We start from the raw sequence: 18486 nt of genomic DNA, 5'->3' as shown, positions 1-18486 counted from the left end.
TCCAATCCTCCGCCATTGCCTCGTCTCCAATCTTCATTGGCTTCGATGAAAGGCCCGAATCCTTTTGTATTCAAAAGGGGTTCGGCGCGATCGACCGAATTACTCTCCTTGCTTAAGAGGCGACGCGGCCATGAAATTCGCTCGGCGGGTGAAGATCGCGACCGACGATGTTCGGCACTCGGCCAGAGCGCCGCATTGTTGCGCGGCGGACTTGCTGCATGTGTTCTGAGCGCGTCAGCCCCGAGCGACGCAATTGCCGACGCGATAACGCCTGCGCCGCGATGGCACGATTTCCAGTGAATCGCAGCTGCGCACTCGGAACGAGAGCAGCGAACTGAGGGCGGACAGAAGCGTCAGCATACAACTGGCGGCATGACTGCGGCGCCAAGTACCCCGCGCATTCTTGGCCATTGGGAATTCTTGAGTAAGGACAACGCCACTCTGCTCCGCGTCTTGACCCGCGGTATCTCCGCCACCTGCCAAGTACTCAAAAAGGAGCCGCTTCTCGGCGGGATTGCCGCCCCGCCGAAGCTGTGCAGGCATCAGCGACTTGCCGGACCACCCGCCATGACAGTCGTCAGCTGAAACATCGCGTCGTGCGCGCAGCCGTCGATCGGCCCCGGATGCCCGCCGAAGGCAGCCAGCAGCGGCGTGATGTCAGGCAGGCCGATGTCAGTCCGCTTGCCGGGCTCGAGCCGGAAGACGGTCTTTCCTTCCTTGACCGTCTCGGTTACCTCGATCTCGGCAATCGTGGTCGCTTCGACCGATGTCGGATCCTTCGACAGGATGACGAAGTCGGCAAGCTTGCCGACCTCCAGGCTGCCTTTCGCCTTCTCCTCGAAGATCTGATGGGCCGGCCAGATCGTCATCGCCTTCAGGGCGGTGATCACGTCCACCCGCTGATCGGGGCCGACGATGCGGCCCGAGCCGCGCGCCCGGCGCGTGACGGTGGCGTCGAGCACGCGCATCGAGTCGGGGAATGCAACCGGCGCGTCGTGGTGGGTCGTAAAGATCATGTCGCGCTTGCGGGCCCAGCCGGTGGGCGAGATGTTCATGCCCGCCTGCGGGCCGACGGTGTGGTCCAGATGCCAGTCGCCCCAGTAGAACGTGTGCATCGGAAACAGCGAGGGGATGACGCCCAGCGCCTTGTAGCTGTCGAGCTGATCCTCGCGCAGGAACTGACCGTGGATCAACACCGGGCGCAGTTCCCTGCCGTCGGGCGCGCGCGCCTGCGCCGCACGGTGGGCGGCGATCAGCAGATCGGAGGCGCGCTCGCCATTGGCATGGGTGATGATCTGGATGCCGTTCTCGGTCGCCCACTGCACGGCACTCATCACCTGTTCGGCCGAGGCCGCGGCGTAGCCGGAATAGCCGGGCGGATAGTTGCCCACGGGCTTGAAGTAGGGCTTGTCCCGCCAGGCGGTGAAGCCCTGCGGACTGCCGTCGATGGTGAGCTTGGCGCCGGCGACGCGGAAGCGATTGGTATAGGTGCCGCTCTGGTTGGCCTTGATGTAGGCGCGATCGACCAGCACGTCGGGGTAGGTTGCCACGTCGATGGCGAAGCCGCCTTCGGCGGCCACCTGCTTCATCAGGTCGGCGATGGGAGGGACGGACCGCCCTTCCTGGGCCGTGGTGTAGCCGAAGCGCGCCCACAGCTTGGCGCCCTCGCGTGCGAACACCTTCAATCCCTCCGGTCCGATGCGACCCAGCACTACCGGCACGGCTGAAAAGAATGCCGTCTCCTCCAGCGTGCCGTTGGGTTCGCTGGTCCCGGGCTTGCGCTGGATAACGCCGCCGTCCGGATCCTTGCTGGTGGCGTCGTAGCCCATCAGCCTCAGCATGGCGGAGTTGGCCGTCGCCAGATGCGAGGACTGGTGGATGATGAGAACGGGGATGTCCTGCGATACCGCGTCCAGTTCTTCCTTGGTGGGGTGGCGAAGTTCCGCGAGCTGCGCGTTGTCATAGCCGAACCCGATGATGACCTTGGCCTTCTCGACGGCAGCGGCATTCGTCTGCACCCAGTCGCGCAGTGTCTGCTGCAGCGAGGCGATGTCGCGCACCTTGCCGTCGGGCGGCGCCAACAGGTTTGCCGACAGTGCCTGCAATCCGCCGACGACGACGTGGCCATGGGGGTCGACGAAGCCGGGCACCATAGTTCTGCCCTGGAGATCCACAAACTGCGTTGCGGGTCCCTGCAATTTCGTGACATCGCTGCGCCGGCCCACGGCGATGATCCTGCCGTTGGCCACGGCCACCGCCTCGGCGCGCATGGCCTTGTCGTCCATCGTCAGGATGGTGCCTCCCGACCAGATGCTGTCGGCGGCCTGCTGGGCCGACAAGGGTGCCGCGGCGACCATGCACAGTGCCACTGCGGCCACCCAGCTCGACGCTCGCGATTGAAGTTGTTCGATCATCGTCCTTCCCCTGGGTGTCCCCTGAGTCCAACTGCCCGAAGAAGGGCTTGTCGCGTTGACCCGAGAATCTCCTCGAACGCAAAGTAGCAGGGCGGTCAAGAAGTCATAGGATGAGAAAACCAGGCGGCCGACAAAAGAAAGTGATTTTCGCGACGGCGATGGTTGTTCCTGAGGCGGCTCGGTAAAATTTCGGGGTCGGTCCACGATGCCGTGGCCGAATCGTTGTAGAGCAAAGGGCTTCTAAGGCTTGGGTGCGCAGACTGACCTACCGCAGCATCCGGCGCCTCTCCGCAGAGAGCGTTCGATCCCAGGTTCTTTCCCTCCGCCATTAACTCCCGAGACAACTGTCTCTGGGCCCAGTCGAGGGCGCTGAAGCGCCCGGTGTTTGCGGGCTTTTGCTGAAAGCTACCGACTTCGCAGACGCGTCAAACCGACGTTTTTCCGCTCTCTCAGGCCTGTTCTCTCCAAAGCTCCCGACCTGGTGAATTCAGTACGGAATTCCAAGCCGTTGATTTGACCAGGCAATTCGGCGCGAGGATGCTGTGCTTTTGGCAGTCCGTCTGGATATGCGAGAGGCACTGGCGTTGAACTGGTGCGTTGGAACTGCTGGGGATTTTCGGCTCGCCGGTGCCGGTGAAGCGCTTCATCCGTTCTAATGAATGGATTATCCGCGCGCGACTCTCGACCTTTTGTGGGCCGTGCTCGGCGAGGACCCCAAGAGTCGCGAAGCGATAGCCATCAGCAAGCTGACACCAATGCGGTCTTTGCCCCACACGAGCTGCGTGCCAATCGGCCAATCAAATTCACCGATGAACCGGTGGGAGCACCGTCCTCCGATTTGTTGAACGTCCTCTGCCGTCGACAAGGTCACGTTCTGTTGCTGCCGCCCCCACGAAGAGAGGATTCGCACAGTGCTCGCGCTGACATGGGGAATGTCCGCTTGTTGGGGGAGGCCGATGATTTACGCGACTTCCGCGCAGGCGATATTCAATGAAATGTGAGCGACGTGATGAATATCATTCATTCTCACATCCGGCTTCTAGCGGCGCCGGCCGCCCAGTCCCGTGGAGAACCAGCTCTTCTCGCCATGCTTCGGCCCATCGCGGCCAAGTCGAGGCGAGGCGACCAGCATCAGCACCGCCTTTCGCAGCGGGCCAAGCGGCACCGGCTTGTTCACGAAAGCAGCCATGCCGATCTCCTGGAGCGTCCGTTCTGACAGTCCGTCGATGTGGGCCGACATCATGATGAAGGCCGCATCCGGCAGGATCGCCCGCAACTGCTTTGCCAGCTGGATGCCGGACATGTCCGGCAGATTGAAGTCGAGAAGGACCACGCGCGGCCGATGCTCCGCAGCCTGGCGCAGTGCCGAGGTGCCGTCGTAGGCCATCCGCACTTCAAGCTTGGAGAGGATGAGGTAGCCCGCCATTTCACCACATTGATCCACGTCGTCCTCGACCACGAGGACATGGCATTGGGCCGGGACGGGGCGAGAGCGACGAGGAGACTTGTCCATCGTGCGACCGTTACGCCTTGCCAGCCGCCGGCAGCACGACCTCGAATCGCACGCCACCTTCGGCGAGGTTGGTCGCCGTTATGGTGCCGTTCATCTCCTCGACGATGCGTCGGCAGATTCGCAGTCCGAGCCCGGTGCCGGTGCTGCGCGGCTTGGTGGTGACGAACGCCTCGAACAGCTGCGGCAGGATGGCGCTCGGAATGCCGGGGCCCGTATCCTCGACGGCGATCTGCACGAAGGCGCGGCCGTCCCGCAACAGGGGGCGGGCCGAAACCTCCACAGCACTGCCGCCCGCATCGCGCGCATTGACGATCAGGTTGACCAGCACCTGCTCGACGCGTCCGACGTGGCCCATGACCTCGGGCAGTCCTGCCGCGACCGATACCGACACCGTGACGCCCGCCTGGCGGGTGGCGTACTGGGTCAATTCGACAGCCGCGTGCACTGCCGTCGCCGGGTCGAATGGCGTCGCCTCCTCGGCGGCCGTGCCACGCACGAAGGTGCGCAGCTCGCCCGCGATGCGACCCGCGCGCTCGACCTGACTGGCAATTCGGGCGAGCTTGCTCTGCAGGAACGCCCTGTTCGGGGCGACACCTTCGCCCGTCGCCTCGCGGAGGACCTGTTCGGCCGAAGCACAGGCAATGTTGATCACCTGCAGTGGCTGTATGATCTCGTGCACCACGGTGGCCGCCATCTCGCCCACCGTCGCAAGCCGCACCGCGTCGAACAGGGCTCGCTCGGCGTCACGCCGCTCGGTGTCGTCGACGCCCAGGAAGACGATGCTGTTAACCAGCCGGCCTTCCCCGAGCACGGGCGTTGCCGTCACCGATATCAACCGCTGCCGCCCCTGCCGGTCGCGGATCTGGTTGGCGAAGCGCGACGGCTCGACCCGGCCGGGCTCGAACGGGCCGGAGAGCCAGCGTTCGAGCACGCCCGGATCGAGCGGGCAATCGACGATCTCCTTCAACGGGCGGCCGACCGCCTCCGCCGCGGCGACGCCGGTCACTGCCGTGTAGCCGCTGTTAGCCATGATTACGGTCAGCTCGCGATCGACCAGGACGATCATCGCGCCACTCGATTCGACGATAGAACGCAGCCGCGCCATCTCTGCGTCGAGCCGCTGGGTCAGCTGTACGCGTTCCTCGAAATCCCGCATGACCCCGGTGATGTCGACCCAGAGTCCAACGGTGCGCCCGTTGGGCGACATCTTTTTCGACCACTCGAACCAGCGCCCGTCGACCGACTGGCGCATCGGCAGCTCGCCTTCGCTGCGGAAGCGCCTGATCCACTCCTCCGGCGTGTTGCGCAGCGGCTCGCCGCCCCCGGCGTCAAGTCTGGCCGTCTCGCGCGCCAGTTCCTCGTAGGTGATGCCGACAATGCCGGGCCGCTTCAGGAGGGGTATGGCCGCGACCGCGGCGGAATTGAACATCAGCAGCCGCTCGTTGCGGTCGTAGAGCGTGACGCCGGCGGGCAAGGCCTCGATCGTCTCCTCGAGGAGGTCGAGCGCTTCACCGGCCTTCTGCGATTGCTCGTAGTGCAGGATCGACGCTCGGCCGACGAGCACGATCAACACCAGGCAGGCCGCGGCGAATCCCCCGGTGCTGACGGTCAGTAGGAGAAGCGCCTCGCGGTATTCGTCGGCCATGTACCCGACCAACGTTTCGGCTTCCTGGGCGATCGCCCCGGTCAGGTCGTTCACCCTGGCATGAAGGGTGGCGGCGTCGTGCATCGTGTTCGGGTCGATCAACTGGCGCGGCGGATCGAACGCGGCGATCTGCGGCGCGAGGCGCTCGTGCAGGGCCACGCTCGCCGCACACACCGCACGCAGTTCCGCGAACTTAGATGCACGCACGTCGAGATGGTCGCAGATCGCGGTCCGGGCGGACTGCACCTTTTCCCAGGCCTGCGCCACGGGAAGGTCGCTCTCGGCGAGCTGCCGCCGGCCGGTGGACAGAGAAAATATGCTGCGCATCAAGGCGCGATTGCTCTGGTCGAGGGTCCGGATCTCGGCCGCCTTGTTGCGGCTGTACTCGACCTCGGTCGCTCCCACCGACATGGCGACTTTGGTCAGCGCCACCGCGCCGCAGGCAAGCGCCACCAGCCCGGCGGCGGTCGCCCAGGCGACGCCCCTGGCGCCGAGCGCCAGCCGGACTCGCTGCAGGTTGGTGCGCACCCGATCGAGGAAGGGCCGGTCCCGCAGGGACGCGCCGGGACCCGTGGCAAGCCGCGGGGTCAATGTCATCCCGACAGCCTATCACCCGACATTCCCCGGATGAAACCTTGGAACCGCGAGAACCGAAACATCCTGTCGGGTTCCGGTGAAGCCGTGGGCGGCCTGCGGTATTTTCCCGGGGCTTCCGCCGCCTCCACCGGCTCGAAAGAGCTTTTGTCCCTCGAGGCGTAAACTGCGCCCCAGCAACCCGCAGCAACAACCCGTACCGCTACGCAGATAGCGTTGGATCCCAGGTTCCAATCCTCCGCCAATACGATCTGAGCGAACAGTCTCTCCCGCTGCGGCGGGTGTCTGGAGAGCCCAACATCGGCGGCCGTTTCGCGAAGGACCTGTTGACCGGTCTCGGCGCCCGAAGAGCCGAAGGGCTCTCTTTCAGGCCACTTCTCTTCAAAGCAGATGACTGTGGGATTCAGGGCGCTTCATTGCCCGAGCTCGTGCCGACCGGCCAAGGCGCTCTGCCACAAACCTGTCGTTGGTCGGCCATGGCGAGCGCGGCGCCGGTGGAGCGATTCCACCCAACGCGACGCTGATGTTCGATGTCGAGCTGCTGGCGATCAGGCAAGCCGCCAGAGCGCTTCGCTCAATTGAAGAAGAGCGCGATCCCCGGGAAGGCGATGATCAGCAACAGCACGGCGAACATGATCAACGTAAAGGGCTGCGTCCCGGCGAAGATATCCCAGAGCGTGATGCGGGCGTCGTTGAGCGTACTTTTCACGACATAGACCGAGATGCCGAAAGGCGGTGTCAGCAGGCCGATCTCGACGGCGACGACGGTGATGACGCCGAACCACACCAGGTCGATGCCGAGCGTCTTGGCCACCGGCAGCATCAGCGGCAGCACGATCAGCATGATCGACGCCGAGTCGATGATGCAGCCGAGGAACAGCACGATCGCGATGAAGACGGTCAGGAAGCCGGCGACGCCGAAGCCCAGGCCCGCCATCCATTCGACGATGAACTGCGGCAGGCCGGACAGGGTCAGCATCCGGCTGTAGAGGTTGGCGGCGATGATCAGGAACAGCACCGAGACGGTGATGCGGCCGGTTTCGACCAGCACCTTCCAGAAGATCGCGGGCGTGAGGCGCCGCTTGGCAAGCGCCAGGGCCAGGGCCCCCAACGCGCCGACCGCTCCGGCGTCGGTCGCGGTGAAGATGCCGCCGTAGATGCCCCCCAGCACAACGAAGATCAGCAGGACGACCGGCGCCACCTTGACGGCCGCCTCACGCAGCGCCATGCCCGGCACGTTCACGGCGGCGGTGCCGCCCACGTAGCCCGGAAACAGCCACGCCATGGCAATGATCGCGACGGAGAAAGCGATGGCCAGCACGAGGCCTGGCATGACGCCCGCGAGAAACATGGCGCCGACCGACTGCTCGGAAAGGAACGCGTAGAGAATCATCAGCAGGCTGGGCGGGATCAGCATTCCCAGCACCGACGATCCTGCGACGACGCCGGTCGCAAAGCGCGGGGTGAAGCCGAAGCGCAGCATCTCCGGCACGGCGACCTTGGTGAAGACCGCGGCCGAGGCGATCGAGATGCCGGTGATGGCGGCGAACACGGCGTTCGCCATCACCGTCGCCACGCCCAACCCGCCACGGATGCGGCGAAGCATGCTGTTGGCGACCTCGAAAATGTCCTTGCCCAGGTCGGCCGTCGCCACCAGCAGGCCCATCAGGACGAACAGCGGCACCACGCCGAACTCGTGGCTGGCGATCGAATCGTTGGTCGCCTGCGCCATCAACGCCAGCGCCACGTCGATACTGTCGCGCATCAGCCAGACGCCGACGAAGGACAACAGCAGCAGGGAGATGGCGACATGCAGCCCGGCGATGATCAGAACGACCATCATGGCGAGCGAGACGATGCCGATGCCGAGCGCTGTCATGGCGTACCCCGAAGCGCCCTGCGGAAATCGGCAAGGGCGAGGAAGATGTAGGTCAGGCAGGTGAAGGCCGAGCCGACGACGGTGATCAGGCGGATGGGCCACGTCGGCGCGGTGAAGTCGCCCAGCGAGCCGACATAGTCGCCGATCTCCCAGGCCGACCTGAGTTCGGGCATCACCGCCATGACGACGATTGCCATGATCGCCGCGCCGATTACATGGAACAGGCCCTGGATGACGTCGGCCAGGCGTGGCGCGCGGGCCACGACGACGTCGATCAGCAACTCGGCCCGCACGAACCGGCCGGCCCACAGCGTATTGGGAAGCTGCATGAAGACGATGCCGACGATCGCCAGCGACACCAGCTCGGTGGTGCCACGCAGCGGGCTGTTGAACACGGAGCGGCCGACGATGTCGACGTTGATCAGCACCAGTAGTCCGAAGATGCCCATCGTCCCCAGCGCGTTCATGACGCCGGTGATCTGGTCCAGGCGAAACGGCTGGGGCTGCCCGTAAGAATCGGCCTTTCCGGCGCTGTCGACGCCGGCTTCCAGCTCCACGGCCTCAGGCCTTCCAGTCCCGCACCGGCTTGACGCCTGCGGCCTTCAGCGCCTCGATATAGGCGTTGACCAGCGGGCGGGCGGACTTGACGCCCTGCTTCTCGAGCTGGCTTGCCCAGGTATCCGGCAGGTTGGGCAGCATTGCCGCCCACTTCGCCCGCTCGGCTTCCGGCAGGGTCGTGACGTTGGCGCCGGCGGCACGCAGGTTCTTCACCGCGTCCTCCGCGAGGGCCGTCTGGGTCCTGGCGAATTCGGCATCATAGGCTCTGCCCGCCTTGCGCACGGCCTCCTGTGCGACCGGCGGCAGCTTCTGGAAGCTGCGCAGGTTGAAGGCGAGCGACCCGGTGTACTGGGCGCCGAGATTGCAAAGGGTGATGTGCGGCGCGACTTCATGCAGTTTGGCCGACCAGACCGGCGACATCGACACGATCGCGCCCTGCGCCACACCGGTCTGGATGCCGTTGTAGTAGGTGTTGAGGTTGCCGGAGACGGCGACCGCGCCGGTGCCCTGCAGCCAGTTGGCGATCGGGCCCGGTACGAAGATCTTCTTGCCCGCGAGGTCGGCGGCGGAATTCACCGGAAAGTTCGTGACGAGCTGGTAACCGTCGATGGCGACGATACCGAGCACCATCATGTTGTTCTTCGACCAGGCGTCGTTCATCTCGGTGAACTGCCCGTTCAGCTTCTGGACGATGGCGCTGACGGTGGCGATGTCCGACGAACCGAACGGTACCTGCAGCGTCACCTGCTGCAGCGGGAACTTGGCGGCTTCGAAGATCTGCGACACGAGGCCTGCATCGGACACGGAGGTCTTCAGCGCATCGCTCTCGGCGCCGAGCTTCGCCACGGTGCCGCCATAGGCCTTGGTCCATTCGATCTTCACCGGCGAGCCGGCGGCGGCGAGTTCGCGGTCGATCGTGCCGAGGAACGTCTCGTCGAGCACCTTGACCCAATTGAACACCGGCGGGTGGCCGCAGGTGATCGTGAACTTCAGGATCTGCTGCGCCCGCGCAGCGTTGGTGCCGCCAAGTGCGACGAGCCCGGCTGCAGCCGATGCGCCGATGAACTGCCTGCGATCCATGGTGTCTCCGCCCCTTCGTGTTTTGTTGCCTGTAGGCTATGCGACGATATGTGGCGTGATCAAGCCACGCTGTCGGCATGGCAGGCCTGAATAGATCCGGCCCGGGGGCGGGGCGGTGCCCATGCGGCCACTACGGCTTTGCAGCGTGCCGTCCAGCGCGGCAATCTGGTCTCGACAGATCAGTCATCGGGTGAATGGCGGTTAAGGAAGGACGCGAGCGATGCTGAAAGTCCCCCCGCCGCACCAGATGGCCATCACCGCCGCCTGTGTCGCCCTTAACCTGGCGGTAGGCACGATCGCCAATCTGCTCTCGCTGCCACTTTCTCTGGATACGATTGGCAGCTTGACCGGAGCTGCGCTCCTTCCCCCTGCGCTTGCCATCGCGGTCGGCGCCATCACGGCCGTTCTCGGTTGGGCGGTCATCAATCCGGTGTATCCGTATTATATTGGCACTCAGATTTCAGTTGTGATTGCGGCACTCGCGGTCATGCGACTCATCGGCTTCGATCGACTGTGGAAAGCCGTCATCCTTGGAGCGGTAGTCGCGATAGTGGCAGTACTGGTTTCGGCACCGGTGACGGTTTTGGTGTTTGGAGGCGCAACGGTGCCGGCAATGACGGCCAACAATGCTGTTCCAATCGCCTCCGAGCAAAGTATCTGGAGCGCCGTGACAATCGGTGGATTGCTGATTGAGTTCGCCGACAAGCTGGTCGTCGCGCTCATTGCCTGGGCTCTCGTTCGGAGGCGGTTGCGCGGCAGCGCGTAGCGCGGCGGCGTCGCCACGAATTCCCGGTTGCGAGGTCCTCAGCCGCAGCAGCATGATTCTGGAAGGCTGCTGCGGCTGATGCCCCGTCCTCGTCGGGCGTGTTAGCCGCGATGCAAGGCGCAGATCTTGTTGCCATATGGATCGCGCAGATAGGACAGATAGAGTCTGGCCGCTCCGCCTTCGCGCCAGCCGGGCGGGTCTTCGATGGTCTTGCCACCATTCGCGACGCCGGCATCGTGGAAGGCTTTCACTTTTTCGGGGCTGTCGCAGGCGAATCCGATTGTGCCGCCGTTGGCATGGGTGGCCGCATTCCCGTCGATCGGCTTGCTGATCCCGAGGATGCCGGTCGGAGTGCGATAGAAGACCCTGCCCTTGGGATCGGCCTTGCCCTCCGGCACACCGATGGCGCCGAGCACGGCATCATAGAACTTTTTCGAAACGGCAACGTCGTCCGCGCCGACGAAGATATGCGAGAACATTCCTAAACCTCTCCCTCATCCGGTCGGTAATTCCGCCGACCAATAGATACACCGCTCCAGACTAACTCAAATCCATCGTAGACGAGCGAAACATGCTGAAAGGTTCGACACTCGGAATTCCGCTCCCCTGGCCTGCGCGGCAGCGTGGCCACGGTCGCAGCGTCGCTCGGGTTGCAGGGCGTCAGCCCTTCGCGTCGTAAGCGCAGCGGAACCCGATATAGACGGCATAGAAGCTGGCGGCCTTCCACTGGGCACCGTCGGTGCGGGTCTGTTCCGGGCCGTACCACCAGGATCCGCCGGCGGTGAGGGCCTCTTCGCCGCGCCGGTCCGCCATCCACTCCCAGACATTGGCGCCCATGTCGTAGAGTCCGTTGACGCCGCGTTTGGTGGTTGCGACCGCGACGTGCGCCCGGCGGTTGTTGTTCATGCCGTCGGGCGCGTCGCCCACCGGATACGGGTAGGTCTTCCCGCGGACGTAACCGTCGGTCGGCCGCTCGCGCTGCTCGGTGTAGGCGGCGCTTCGCCATTCCGAGATGGTCGGCAGCCGGCCGCCCGCATGCCGGCAATAGGCATCGGCCTCGGCCCAGGTCACGTGCACGGCAGGCTCGGAGTCCTGGCCGGGCTGGCCTTGCGGGCGCTCATAGGTCCAGCCTTGCCGCCGCGTCCATCCGCCGGTGTATTCGAAACCACCGCCCTCACGCTCGGCCGCCGTTCGGAGCGACGTCGCGCGGGCGAAGGCCCGGAACTGGCCGATCGTCACTTCGGTCGCGTCGATCCTGAACTCACCGATGCGCACGGCCTCCGGCCGTTGTGCGAGACAGGGGGCGGCACTTGCGACAAAGGCAGCCAAGGATGCGGCAACGACCGTAAATCGCAGAGGGATCATCGGCGTCACGCAGCCAGATGTTCCCGAGAGGGGGATCGCGGAGGCTGTAACGCGGCATGCAGCCTCTGCCGTTCGTACCCGTTGACATCCATGTCCGAACGTTCCCCACCTCGCGACGACACGCCCATCCTCGATCCGCCGCCCGCGTCCGGCAAGCCCAGGCCCGTCGAGCGTATCCAGAAGCTGCGGCTGGGCGTGCGGGTCGTGTGGTGGAGCGCGGTCGCCCTCACCGTCGTGTTTGCCGGTGTCGCTCTCTGGATGGGTGTCGGTCGGGGCGACCCCTTCGCGTTGTTCTTCGCTGTCCTGGCGGCCTGCTGCGCACTGGCGGGCTACGGGACGCTTCTCGCGGTGCGCCGCCCATCGGCGTCGTGACGGCCCCGCACCATACCTGACCCTGGAGGATCCATGACCGCTCGACCTGAGAAACCCGACCCGAACGAGGCTTCCGCCAGTTATAGCGGCACCGGACAGGCCAAGGACGCCCGCCGCGAGGAGAAGCGCAAGACTGGCGTCTACGGCGCCGCTGCCGAGGAGGGACCGGGCTACGACCGCGAGGACGGGGAGAAGGGCGGCCGCTACGGGCTGGAACCCACCGTGGAGCGTCCCGAAGACGAGGGTAGTTCCGAGACGGCGGTGCCCCCGGCGGACCGGAAAGTGGATAAGGTGCCGGACCGCAGATGACGCCGGTTCCCGGCAGGAGAGTTCATGGGCCAGCCGATTTCCGAAGCCAAGAAGGCGATTTTCCTCCAGCGGGCCGAGGCCCGGCTGAATTTCGCCCGCAACCTGCCGGCGGAGGCCCCCAACCGGGAGGCCAAGATCCGGGAGGCGGAAAAGGCACTGCAGACCGCGCTCGCCTCGAAGACCGGGCCCGTCAAGGCGGGTGGCGGGCGCAAGCCGGGCAAGGCCCGGAAGAAGCGGGCCCGATGAAAAGGCGCGTGCCTTCAAAACGGCGCGATTTCGACATCGAAAATGGCTACAATTCGCCCAGTGATTGAGTGTTCGTTGCCACCCTTTCCGGTGAGGGAATGTCGATGCTGAAGAAAATCGCTGTGGCGGCCCTGGTCGCCCTTCTTCCCGCCGCGCCTGCTTTGGCCGAGCCGGCCATATGGACCTGGACGGGCTATGGACTGAACGTCCCGGGCAGCGGCAAGTGCCCGACCTACAAGATGGTGATCAAGGTCACGGTCGTCGGCACGAACGTGGATGGATGGTTCCAGCAGGAAGGCCGCCCCGAGCGCGGCTTCAAGGCGACGATCGGTCCCGACATGAAGTTCAAGACGACCACCATTGTGGGCGGCGGCAACAAGATGGACGTCGTCGGCTCGGTCAAGCCGGGCGACGCCAAGATCATGCTCGACGGCTACTGCCTGTTCGAGGGACCGCTCAAGCCGCAGTAACGACGCCGATGCCGGGGCCCGACCACGGGCCTCGCCATCGTCCTCTCCGACCGGATTCTGGATCGCTAGCCGGCGATCCAGAACGTGTCGGGCTCGTAGAGCCCGATATATCCGCCCGGATCCCAGGCCCAGTAGCCCTTCTCCGGCACGTTGCGTACCTTCTTGCCGACGGTCACCGGCTGGCGCACCTCGTTGACTGTGCCGATCGAGAAGACCTCGTCGGCATTCACGGTCAGGATCTCCTCCCAGGCCTTGCGGCGCCCGGCGCTGTCGGTTGCCTGCTCCCAGCTCTGCAGCAGCGCCAGCAGTTTCTTGCCGACTTCCATGTCGCAGGGCTCGCCCTGCTTGCCCTTCGATTCGACGTAGAGTCCCCATTTCGGCCATTGCAGGCCGCCCTGCATCACCGGGGTGAATTCGCGCGGGCTGGTGTCGGGGGTCGGCGCCGCCGTCGTCACGCCGGCATAGGCGGTCATGATCGCCTCGCCGGAGGTGGTGCGCAGGCGGAAATTGTCGGTGGTCTGCGGCTTCAGCAGCGCCTTGATGCCGATCTTCTTCCACTGGTCGACGACCAGGGTCATGGTGTCGACCTCGTCGGCCTTCTCGCTGGAATGCTCGACCACGAACATCGCCGGCTGGCCGTTGGGCAGCAGGCGGATGCCGTCGCTGCCCTTCTTGGTGAGCCCGATCTCGTCGAGCAGCTTGTTGGCCGCCTTGACGTCCTGGGTTGCCCACTTCGTCGCGTACTCCGGCTTGAACAGCGGGGAGCGCGGCATGATCGTGTTGGCGGACGGCTTGGCCAGGCCGCTGTAGACGACGTCGCTCAGCTCGTCGCGGTTGATCGCCAGCGACAGCGCGCGGCGGAAGCGGACGTCGCGGTTGAGCTTTCGCCAGGTTTCGTCGTTGGCGTTCATGTTGGGATAGAAGGCGACTTCCGAGCCCGAGCCCTTTTCCCAGAGAAGCGCCTTGATGCCCGAAGTCTTCGCCGCGTCGCGCAGGAAGGTGTAGTCGCGCAGGCCGAGATAGCGCGGCTGCAGGTCCGATTCGCCCAGGCCCGCCTTGGCGGGAATCAGATTGGCCGCGACCACGGTCATGATCACATCGTTGATGTAGGGCAGCTGCTTGCCCTTGCCGTCGATGCGGTGGAAGTAGGGATTGCGCACGAAGACGAAGCGCTGGGCCGGCGGCACGGTCGTCAGCACCCACGGGTTGAGCGACGGCAGGTCGACGTTGCTGTTGCCGTACATCGCGTCCTGGCGCTTGAAGACGTTCGACCAGCGGCTGCCCTTGTAGCGCTTGAGGATTTCCTCCTCGTCCGTGTACTTGCCGTGCAGCGTCTTCAGGTAGTGGGCGGGGCGGAACAGGAAGAGCGGGGCGGCGCGTGCCTGGCTCTCGATGAAGTCGGGGTTGGGCTTGTCCCAGCTGTAGCGGATCGTCACCTCGTCGAGGATTTCGACCTTCGGCGGCTTTCCTTCGACCAGCAGTTCGACGGAAGGACCGTTGGGCGACAGGTCCTTGTTGTTGGCGATGTCCTCCCAGAAGAAGCGGAAGTCCTCGGTCGTGAAGGGATGGCCATCCGACCACTTGTGGCCGGCCCGCAACTTGAACGTGAACTCGCGGCCCTCCTTGACCTCGTAGCTCTCGAGGATGTCGGGATGCAGCTTGAACTTGTCGTCGTACACGATCAGGCGGGTGTAGCTGTAGATCGTCATCAGGCGGGTGTCGCGCGTGGCCGCGACCAGCATGTTGAGCTGGCCGCCGTGCCTGCCGGGCCCATCGGCGCCCGAGAAGCTCTCGATGACCCGGGGCTGTCGCGGCAGGCGCTTGTCGATCGGTGGCAGTGCGCCCGATTTCACCTTGTCGAGCAGGCCCGGCGTCTCCTGCAACGCAGGCAGCGGATTAGCGGCAAAGACAGGCCTCGCGACCAGTCCCATCAACAGCGCCTGCGTCAGAACTCGTCTCTTCATCGCCAGCCTCACCGTTTGTCCTGCCGGGGTCTTCAGCGACCCTCATCCTGACGCCAGTATGATGCAGAACTAAGGCAGAAATCGCCGTTTTTTTGAATAATCCCCGCTGACCGAAAGGACGCAGCCACCGGCGTGGCCCGTCAGGCCGGCCTTGAGCGGTAACCCGGTCCCGGCCTAGCATCGACCAAACAGGGAGCGGGAGTGAATGGCGCGCCAGCAACGGACGCAGGTCGGCATTGTTGGCGCGGGGCCGGCCGGTCTCCTGCTCGCGCGGCTGCTGAAAACCTGCGGAATCGAAAGCGTGATCCTCGAAGCCCGGTCCCGGGCCTATGTCGAGGCCCGCGTCCGGGCCGGGGTCCTCGAACAGGGGACGGTGGGCCTGCTGGAGCAGGCGGGTGTCGCCGAGCGGCTGCATCGCGAGGGGCTGGTGCACGGGGGCGTCGAACTGGCCGTCGACGGCCGCCGCTTTCGCATCGATCTCGCGGGTCTCACCGGCAAGGCCGTCACGGTGTACGGGCAGAGCGAGGTGACGCGCGACCTCATCGCCGCGCGCCTCGCCGGCGACGGGCCGATCGTCTGGGAGGCGGCCGACGTCGCACTGCACGATCTCGAGGGCGATCGACCGCGTCTGCGGTATCGCGTGGATGGCGTGGAGCATGAACTCGCCTGCGATTTCATCGCCGGCTGCGACGGCTTCCATGGCGCCAGCCGGGCGTCGATCCCGGCGGCCGGCAGCCGCTCCTTCGAGCGCGCCTATCCGTTCGGCTGGCTGGGCATCCTGGCCGACGTGCCGCCCTGTTCCGACGAGTTGATCTATGCCAGCCACGGCCGCGGCTTCGCGCTGGCGTCGATGCGCTCGCGCACGCGCAGCCGCTACTACATCCAGTGCAGCCTCGACGAGAAGATCGAGGAATGGCCCGACGACCGGATCTGGCAGGAGCTGAAGAACCGCTTCGGCCCCGACGTAGCCCCGCACATCACGACCGGGCCTGCTCTGGAGAAAAGCATCACGGCGCTGCACAGCTTCGTCTTCCTGCCGATGCGGCACGGAAGGCTGTTCCTCGCTGGCGACGCGGCCCACATCGTGCCGCCGACCGGCGCCAAGGGCCTGAACCTCGCGGCCTCCGACATCCACTATCTTTCGCGGGCACTGGAAGCCCACTACCGGCGCAACGACGGAACGCTTCTCGCGGCCTACGGCGAGACGGCGGCGGCCCGCGTGTGGAAGGCGGAGCGCTTCTCCTGGTGGCTCACCCTGGCAATGCACAAGCTGCATCCCGAGCACAGTTTCGAGGCCGAGATGCAGCGCGCGGAGATCGATTATCTCGCTTCCTCGCGCGCCGCGCAGACGGTGTTCGCCGAGAACTACGTCGGCTTGCCGTTCTGAGGGCGGCCCGCTGACGGTCCCTTCGCGGATTCGGCATTGAGAGGCCGCGCCTCGCGGGCCCGGCGCGGTCGGACGACGCCTTGTTGACCTATGTCATGGAACGGCTTGCGGGGAGGCCTAGCGTTGAACGCAGGTTTCCGAGGAGGCAGTGGACATGGCCCGCAATGTCGGTGGCATCGATCGAATCGTTCGCATCATCGTGGGCCTCGGCCTGATCAGCTTGGCCTTCTGGGGGCCGAAAACGGCGTGGGGCTGGATCGGCCTCGTGCCGCTCGCCACCGCCGCACTTGGATGGTGCCCGCCATATTCCCTGTTGGGCATCAATACCTGTAGTCGCAAGGGCAGCTAAAGCTCGATCTCTTGCTCCAGGTGCGTCAGCACTGCCGTAGCCCCCGATAGCCCATCCGCGCTTAGGTCGGGGTGGCCAGTTCGGACAGGGGTAGCGGCCGGCCGCGCATGACCAGCCGGTTGATCTGTCCCTGGGCAAGCCCCACCAGCATCGGTCGCCGATATCCGGGCAGAAGTGCGATGTCGTAAAGCTCCCGGACCACCCCGCCGAGCCGCAGCCAGTGCACGACCTTGCCGCTGGCGAGGTCCACCACGACGACGGCGCAACGCGGCTCCTCGCCCGCCGCCTTCAACCGATCTTCCAGCGGCAAGCCGGTGAAGACCTTGTGGGTGCGCGGCAGCGACAGGCCTACGAGGGCATGGCCCTCGTGAAAGGCGAGGCCGCGCGCGAAGCCGGGCAGGAAGGCCAGCGGCGTGAACCGCCCGGCCTTGGGCTCGACCAGGCCGAGCTCGCCGGTGCCGGCGTTCAGCACGTAGAGCTTGCCCCTGTGTAGCCGGGGCGAGTGCGGCATCGTCAGCCCCCGGCACACCGTCTCGCCGCTGGCGATGTCGAGCACAACCCCGTTGCCGACGCGCTGGTCGGACCAGCCGCGCGCGGTATCGGTCGGCGCCGCCGCGGTCATGTAGGCCGGCAGCCCCGTGGTCTCGTCCATCGCCAGCCCGTTCAGATGGCAACGGTCCTGCGGCGCCAGTTGATTGACGAACGGGGGTGTCCAGACCGGGCGGAAACTGCTCGCCTCGTCGACCGTCGCGAGGCAGCTGAACAGGGTGTTGACGAAGACCGGCCGCCCGCCCGGCAGGACGCCGACATCGTGCGCGAAGACATCGCCGGTGAACCAGGCGACCTGCGGCACATACACCGCGTCGTGGCCCTCGAGGTCCTGGCCGGCCGGGACGACGTTGGTGAAGCGGTACAGCGCGTTCAGCCCGGCCAGATAAAGACTGTCGCGCTGGATCGCCACGCCGAGACAGCGCTCGAAGGTCCGTTCCGTGACGTTGAGCCGTTGGGCGTCCGGGGCGCCGACCAGAAACAGCTTGCCGATCTGGTAGGTGGTAACGGCAAGGCCGAGTTCATGCTGGCGCAACCATCCGGCCAGGCCGGGCGAGGCATCGACACGGTAGGGAGGGGCGCTGTCGCCGTCGCTTTGTATCTGAATAGGGGCTGCGGACATGCTTTCGAACTCGCCTTAAAGGATAAGGCGCCTCGACGCCAAATGACCGTCTCGTACAACGAAAATATCGACGCCCGCGTCACTATTTTACCTACCCACGATCTTGCAGTCACTGTACAGAAATTTTGTGTATTTGTGACGCGTGCGTGCAAGTGAGGGCTTGATGGCCGGGCGTATCTTGTTCACCGCCGATGATGGCGACTCGGGACGTGAACTGTGGTCCTCCGACGGTACTTCCGGCGGCACCAGCCTGGTTACGGAAATCATCGCGGGGCCTGGCAGTAGCTATTTCTCCGACCTCACCCTGATCGGCAACGGCCGGGCTGTCTTCTCCGCCGACGACGGCACGGACGGGGGCGAACTCTGGGTGACGGACGGCAGCGCGGGGGGCACCTATCGGGTGG

At 65.3% G+C, this 18486-nt stretch carries 17 protein-coding genes and 1 pseudogene; 8 read left to right on the top strand and 10 right to left on the bottom strand.

Going from position 1 to position 18486, the window contains the following annotated elements:
- Window positions 1-542 precede the first annotated feature (542 nt).
- From KQ910_RS01195 to KQ910_RS01185, 3 genes are all read right to left on the bottom strand, one after another.
- Window positions 543-2414: an amidohydrolase gene (locus KQ910_RS01195; RefSeq protein WP_216956261.1), complete on the bottom strand. Its 1872-nt coding sequence runs from the start codon at window positions 2412-2414 to the stop codon at window positions 543-545.
- Between the two features lie 1039 nt (window positions 2415-3453).
- A complete protein-coding gene (locus KQ910_RS01190; protein WP_255560175.1) occupies window positions 3454-3927 on the bottom strand; it encodes a response regulator in 474 nt (157 codons plus the stop codon).
- A 10-nt stretch (window positions 3928-3937) separates the two neighbouring features.
- Window positions 3938-6100 (bottom strand): PAS domain-containing sensor histidine kinase, encoded by a 2163-nt coding sequence (locus tag KQ910_RS01185; protein WP_216956257.1) that lies wholly within the window; start codon window positions 6098-6100, stop codon window positions 3938-3940.
- A gap of 535 nt (window positions 6101-6635) precedes the next feature.
- On the opposite strand from KQ910_RS01185, the pseudogene KQ910_RS26610 reads away from it, so the two are divergent.
- A pseudogene (locus tag KQ910_RS26610) lies at window positions 6636-6719 on the top strand (FKBP-type peptidyl-prolyl cis-trans isomerase); the annotation flags it as partial.
- Between the two features lie 21 nt (window positions 6720-6740).
- On the opposite strand, the gene KQ910_RS01180 reads toward KQ910_RS26610, so the two are convergent.
- Genes KQ910_RS01180 through KQ910_RS01170 form a run of 3 tightly spaced genes read right to left on the bottom strand, consistent with a single transcriptional unit; the run spans window position 6741 to window position 9683 of the window.
- Window positions 6741-8045 carry a TRAP transporter large permease gene (locus KQ910_RS01180; RefSeq protein ID WP_216956255.1) on the bottom strand — a complete coding sequence of 435 codons (1305 nt, stop codon included), beginning with the start codon at window positions 8043-8045 and terminating at the stop codon, window positions 6741-6743.
- Window positions 8042-8602 (bottom strand): TRAP transporter small permease subunit, encoded by a 561-nt coding sequence (locus KQ910_RS01175; protein WP_216956253.1) that lies wholly within the window; start codon window positions 8600-8602, stop codon window positions 8042-8044. The genes KQ910_RS01180 and KQ910_RS01175 overlap by 4 nt, the downstream gene beginning before the upstream one ends.
- Window positions 8603-8606: 4 nt before the next feature.
- Entirely contained in the window at window positions 8607-9683 is a 1077-nt protein-coding gene (locus KQ910_RS01170; protein ID WP_216956241.1) for a C4-dicarboxylate TRAP transporter substrate-binding protein, read from the bottom strand.
- Between the two features lie 220 nt (window positions 9684-9903).
- Here KQ910_RS01170 and KQ910_RS01165 point away from each other — a divergent pair, with 220 nt between their 5' ends.
- The gene (locus KQ910_RS01165) at window positions 9904-10449 is read left to right on the top strand and encodes a hypothetical protein (RefSeq protein ID WP_216956238.1); all 546 of its coding nucleotides are present in this window, start codon (window positions 9904-9906) and stop codon (window positions 10447-10449) included.
- Window positions 10450-10550: 101 nt separating this feature from the next.
- Here the strand turns inward: KQ910_RS01165 and KQ910_RS01160 are convergent, their stop codons facing one another.
- Both KQ910_RS01160 and KQ910_RS01155 read right to left on the bottom strand, forming a co-directional pair.
- On the bottom strand, window positions 10551-10928 hold the full coding sequence (locus tag KQ910_RS01160; protein ID WP_216956235.1) for a VOC family protein: 378 nt from the start codon (window positions 10926-10928) through the stop codon (window positions 10551-10553).
- A gap of 181 nt (window positions 10929-11109) precedes the next feature.
- Window positions 11110-11724, bottom strand: a complete 615-nt coding sequence (locus KQ910_RS01155; protein WP_369408268.1) for a formylglycine-generating enzyme family protein — start codon at window positions 11722-11724, stop codon at window positions 11110-11112.
- 180 nt (window positions 11725-11904) lie between these two features.
- On the opposite strand from KQ910_RS01155, the gene KQ910_RS01150 reads away from it, so the two are divergent.
- From KQ910_RS01150 to KQ910_RS01135, 4 genes are all read left to right on the top strand, one after another.
- The gene (locus KQ910_RS01150; protein ID WP_216956230.1) at window positions 11905-12186 is read left to right on the top strand and encodes a hypothetical protein; all 282 of its coding nucleotides are present in this window, start codon (window positions 11905-11907) and stop codon (window positions 12184-12186) included.
- Window positions 12187-12219: 33 nt separating this feature from the next.
- The gene (locus KQ910_RS01145; protein WP_216956228.1) at window positions 12220-12495 is read left to right on the top strand and encodes a hypothetical protein; all 276 of its coding nucleotides are present in this window, start codon (window positions 12220-12222) and stop codon (window positions 12493-12495) included.
- A 24-nt stretch (window positions 12496-12519) separates the two neighbouring features.
- Window positions 12520-12741 carry a hypothetical protein gene (locus KQ910_RS01140; RefSeq protein ID WP_216956225.1) on the top strand — a complete coding sequence of 74 codons (222 nt, stop codon included), beginning with the start codon at window positions 12520-12522 and terminating at the stop codon, window positions 12739-12741.
- Window positions 12742-12845: 104 nt separating this feature from the next.
- Window positions 12846-13211: a hypothetical protein gene (locus KQ910_RS01135; RefSeq protein ID WP_216956222.1), complete on the top strand. Its 366-nt coding sequence runs from the start codon at window positions 12846-12848 to the stop codon at window positions 13209-13211.
- Window positions 13212-13276: 65 nt separating this feature from the next.
- On the opposite strand, the gene KQ910_RS01130 is transcribed toward KQ910_RS01135, so the two are convergent.
- Window positions 13277-15175, bottom strand: a complete 1899-nt coding sequence (locus tag KQ910_RS01130; protein WP_216956219.1) for an ABC transporter substrate-binding protein — start codon at window positions 15173-15175, stop codon at window positions 13277-13279.
- Window positions 15176-15380: 205 nt separating this feature from the next.
- Here KQ910_RS01130 and pobA point away from each other — a divergent pair, with 205 nt between their 5' ends.
- Together pobA and KQ910_RS01120 are read left to right on the top strand one after the other, a co-directional pair.
- Window positions 15381-16562, top strand: coding sequence for a 4-hydroxybenzoate 3-monooxygenase (gene pobA, locus KQ910_RS01125; RefSeq protein ID WP_216956216.1), 1182 nt, complete (start codon window positions 15381-15383; stop codon window positions 16560-16562).
- A gap of 154 nt (window positions 16563-16716) precedes the next feature.
- On the top strand, window positions 16717-16911 hold the full coding sequence (locus KQ910_RS01120) for a YgaP family membrane protein (RefSeq protein WP_216956214.1): 195 nt from the start codon (window positions 16717-16719) through the stop codon (window positions 16909-16911).
- Window positions 16912-16972: 61 nt separating this feature from the next.
- Here KQ910_RS01120 and KQ910_RS01115 read toward each other — a convergent pair whose 3' ends face one another.
- A complete protein-coding gene (locus KQ910_RS01115; RefSeq protein ID WP_216956212.1) occupies window positions 16973-18082 on the bottom strand; it encodes a TIGR03032 family protein in 1110 nt (369 codons plus the stop codon).
- Between the last annotated feature and the right edge of the window lie 404 nt (window positions 18083-18486).

The organism is Reyranella humidisoli, assembly GCF_019039055.1.
Lineage (GTDB): Bacteria > Pseudomonadota > Alphaproteobacteria > Reyranellales > Reyranellaceae > Reyranella > Reyranella humidisoli.
This window is presented reverse-complemented; position numbering and strand designations above follow the sequence as displayed.

Coding starts and splice junctions, on each gene's coding strand:
- KQ910_RS01195 (WP_216956261.1), bottom strand. CDS start 2,414: ATGATCGAACAACTTCAATCGCGAGCGTCGAGCTGGGTGGCCGCAGTG.
- KQ910_RS01190 (WP_255560175.1), bottom strand. CDS start 3,927: ATGGACAAGTCTCCTCGTCGCTCTCGCCCCGTCCCGGCCCAATGCCAT.
- KQ910_RS01180 (WP_216956255.1), bottom strand. CDS start 8,045: ATGACAGCGCTCGGCATCGGCATCGTCTCGCTCGCCATGATGGTCGTT.
- KQ910_RS01170 (WP_216956241.1), bottom strand. CDS start 9,683: ATGGATCGCAGGCAGTTCATCGGCGCATCGGCTGCAGCCGGGCTCGTC.
- KQ910_RS01165 (WP_216956238.1), top strand. CDS start 9,904: ATGCTGAAAGTCCCCCCGCCGCACCAGATGGCCATCACCGCCGCCTGT.
- KQ910_RS01160 (WP_216956235.1), bottom strand. CDS start 10,928: ATGTTCTCGCATATCTTCGTCGGCGCGGACGACGTTGCCGTTTCGAAA.
- KQ910_RS01150 (WP_216956230.1), top strand. CDS start 11,905: ATGTCCGAACGTTCCCCACCTCGCGACGACACGCCCATCCTCGATCCG.
- KQ910_RS01145 (WP_216956228.1), top strand. CDS start 12,220: ATGACCGCTCGACCTGAGAAACCCGACCCGAACGAGGCTTCCGCCAGT.
- KQ910_RS01140 (WP_216956225.1), top strand. CDS start 12,520: ATGGGCCAGCCGATTTCCGAAGCCAAGAAGGCGATTTTCCTCCAGCGG.
- KQ910_RS01135 (WP_216956222.1), top strand. CDS start 12,846: ATGCTGAAGAAAATCGCTGTGGCGGCCCTGGTCGCCCTTCTTCCCGCC.
- KQ910_RS01130 (WP_216956219.1), bottom strand. CDS start 15,175: ATGAAGAGACGAGTTCTGACGCAGGCGCTGTTGATGGGACTGGTCGCG.
- pobA (WP_216956216.1), top strand. CDS start 15,381: ATGGCGCGCCAGCAACGGACGCAGGTCGGCATTGTTGGCGCGGGGCCG.
- KQ910_RS01120 (WP_216956214.1), top strand. CDS start 16,717: ATGGCCCGCAATGTCGGTGGCATCGATCGAATCGTTCGCATCATCGTG.
- KQ910_RS01115 (WP_216956212.1), bottom strand. CDS start 18,082: ATGTCCGCAGCCCCTATTCAGATACAAAGCGACGGCGACAGCGCCCCT.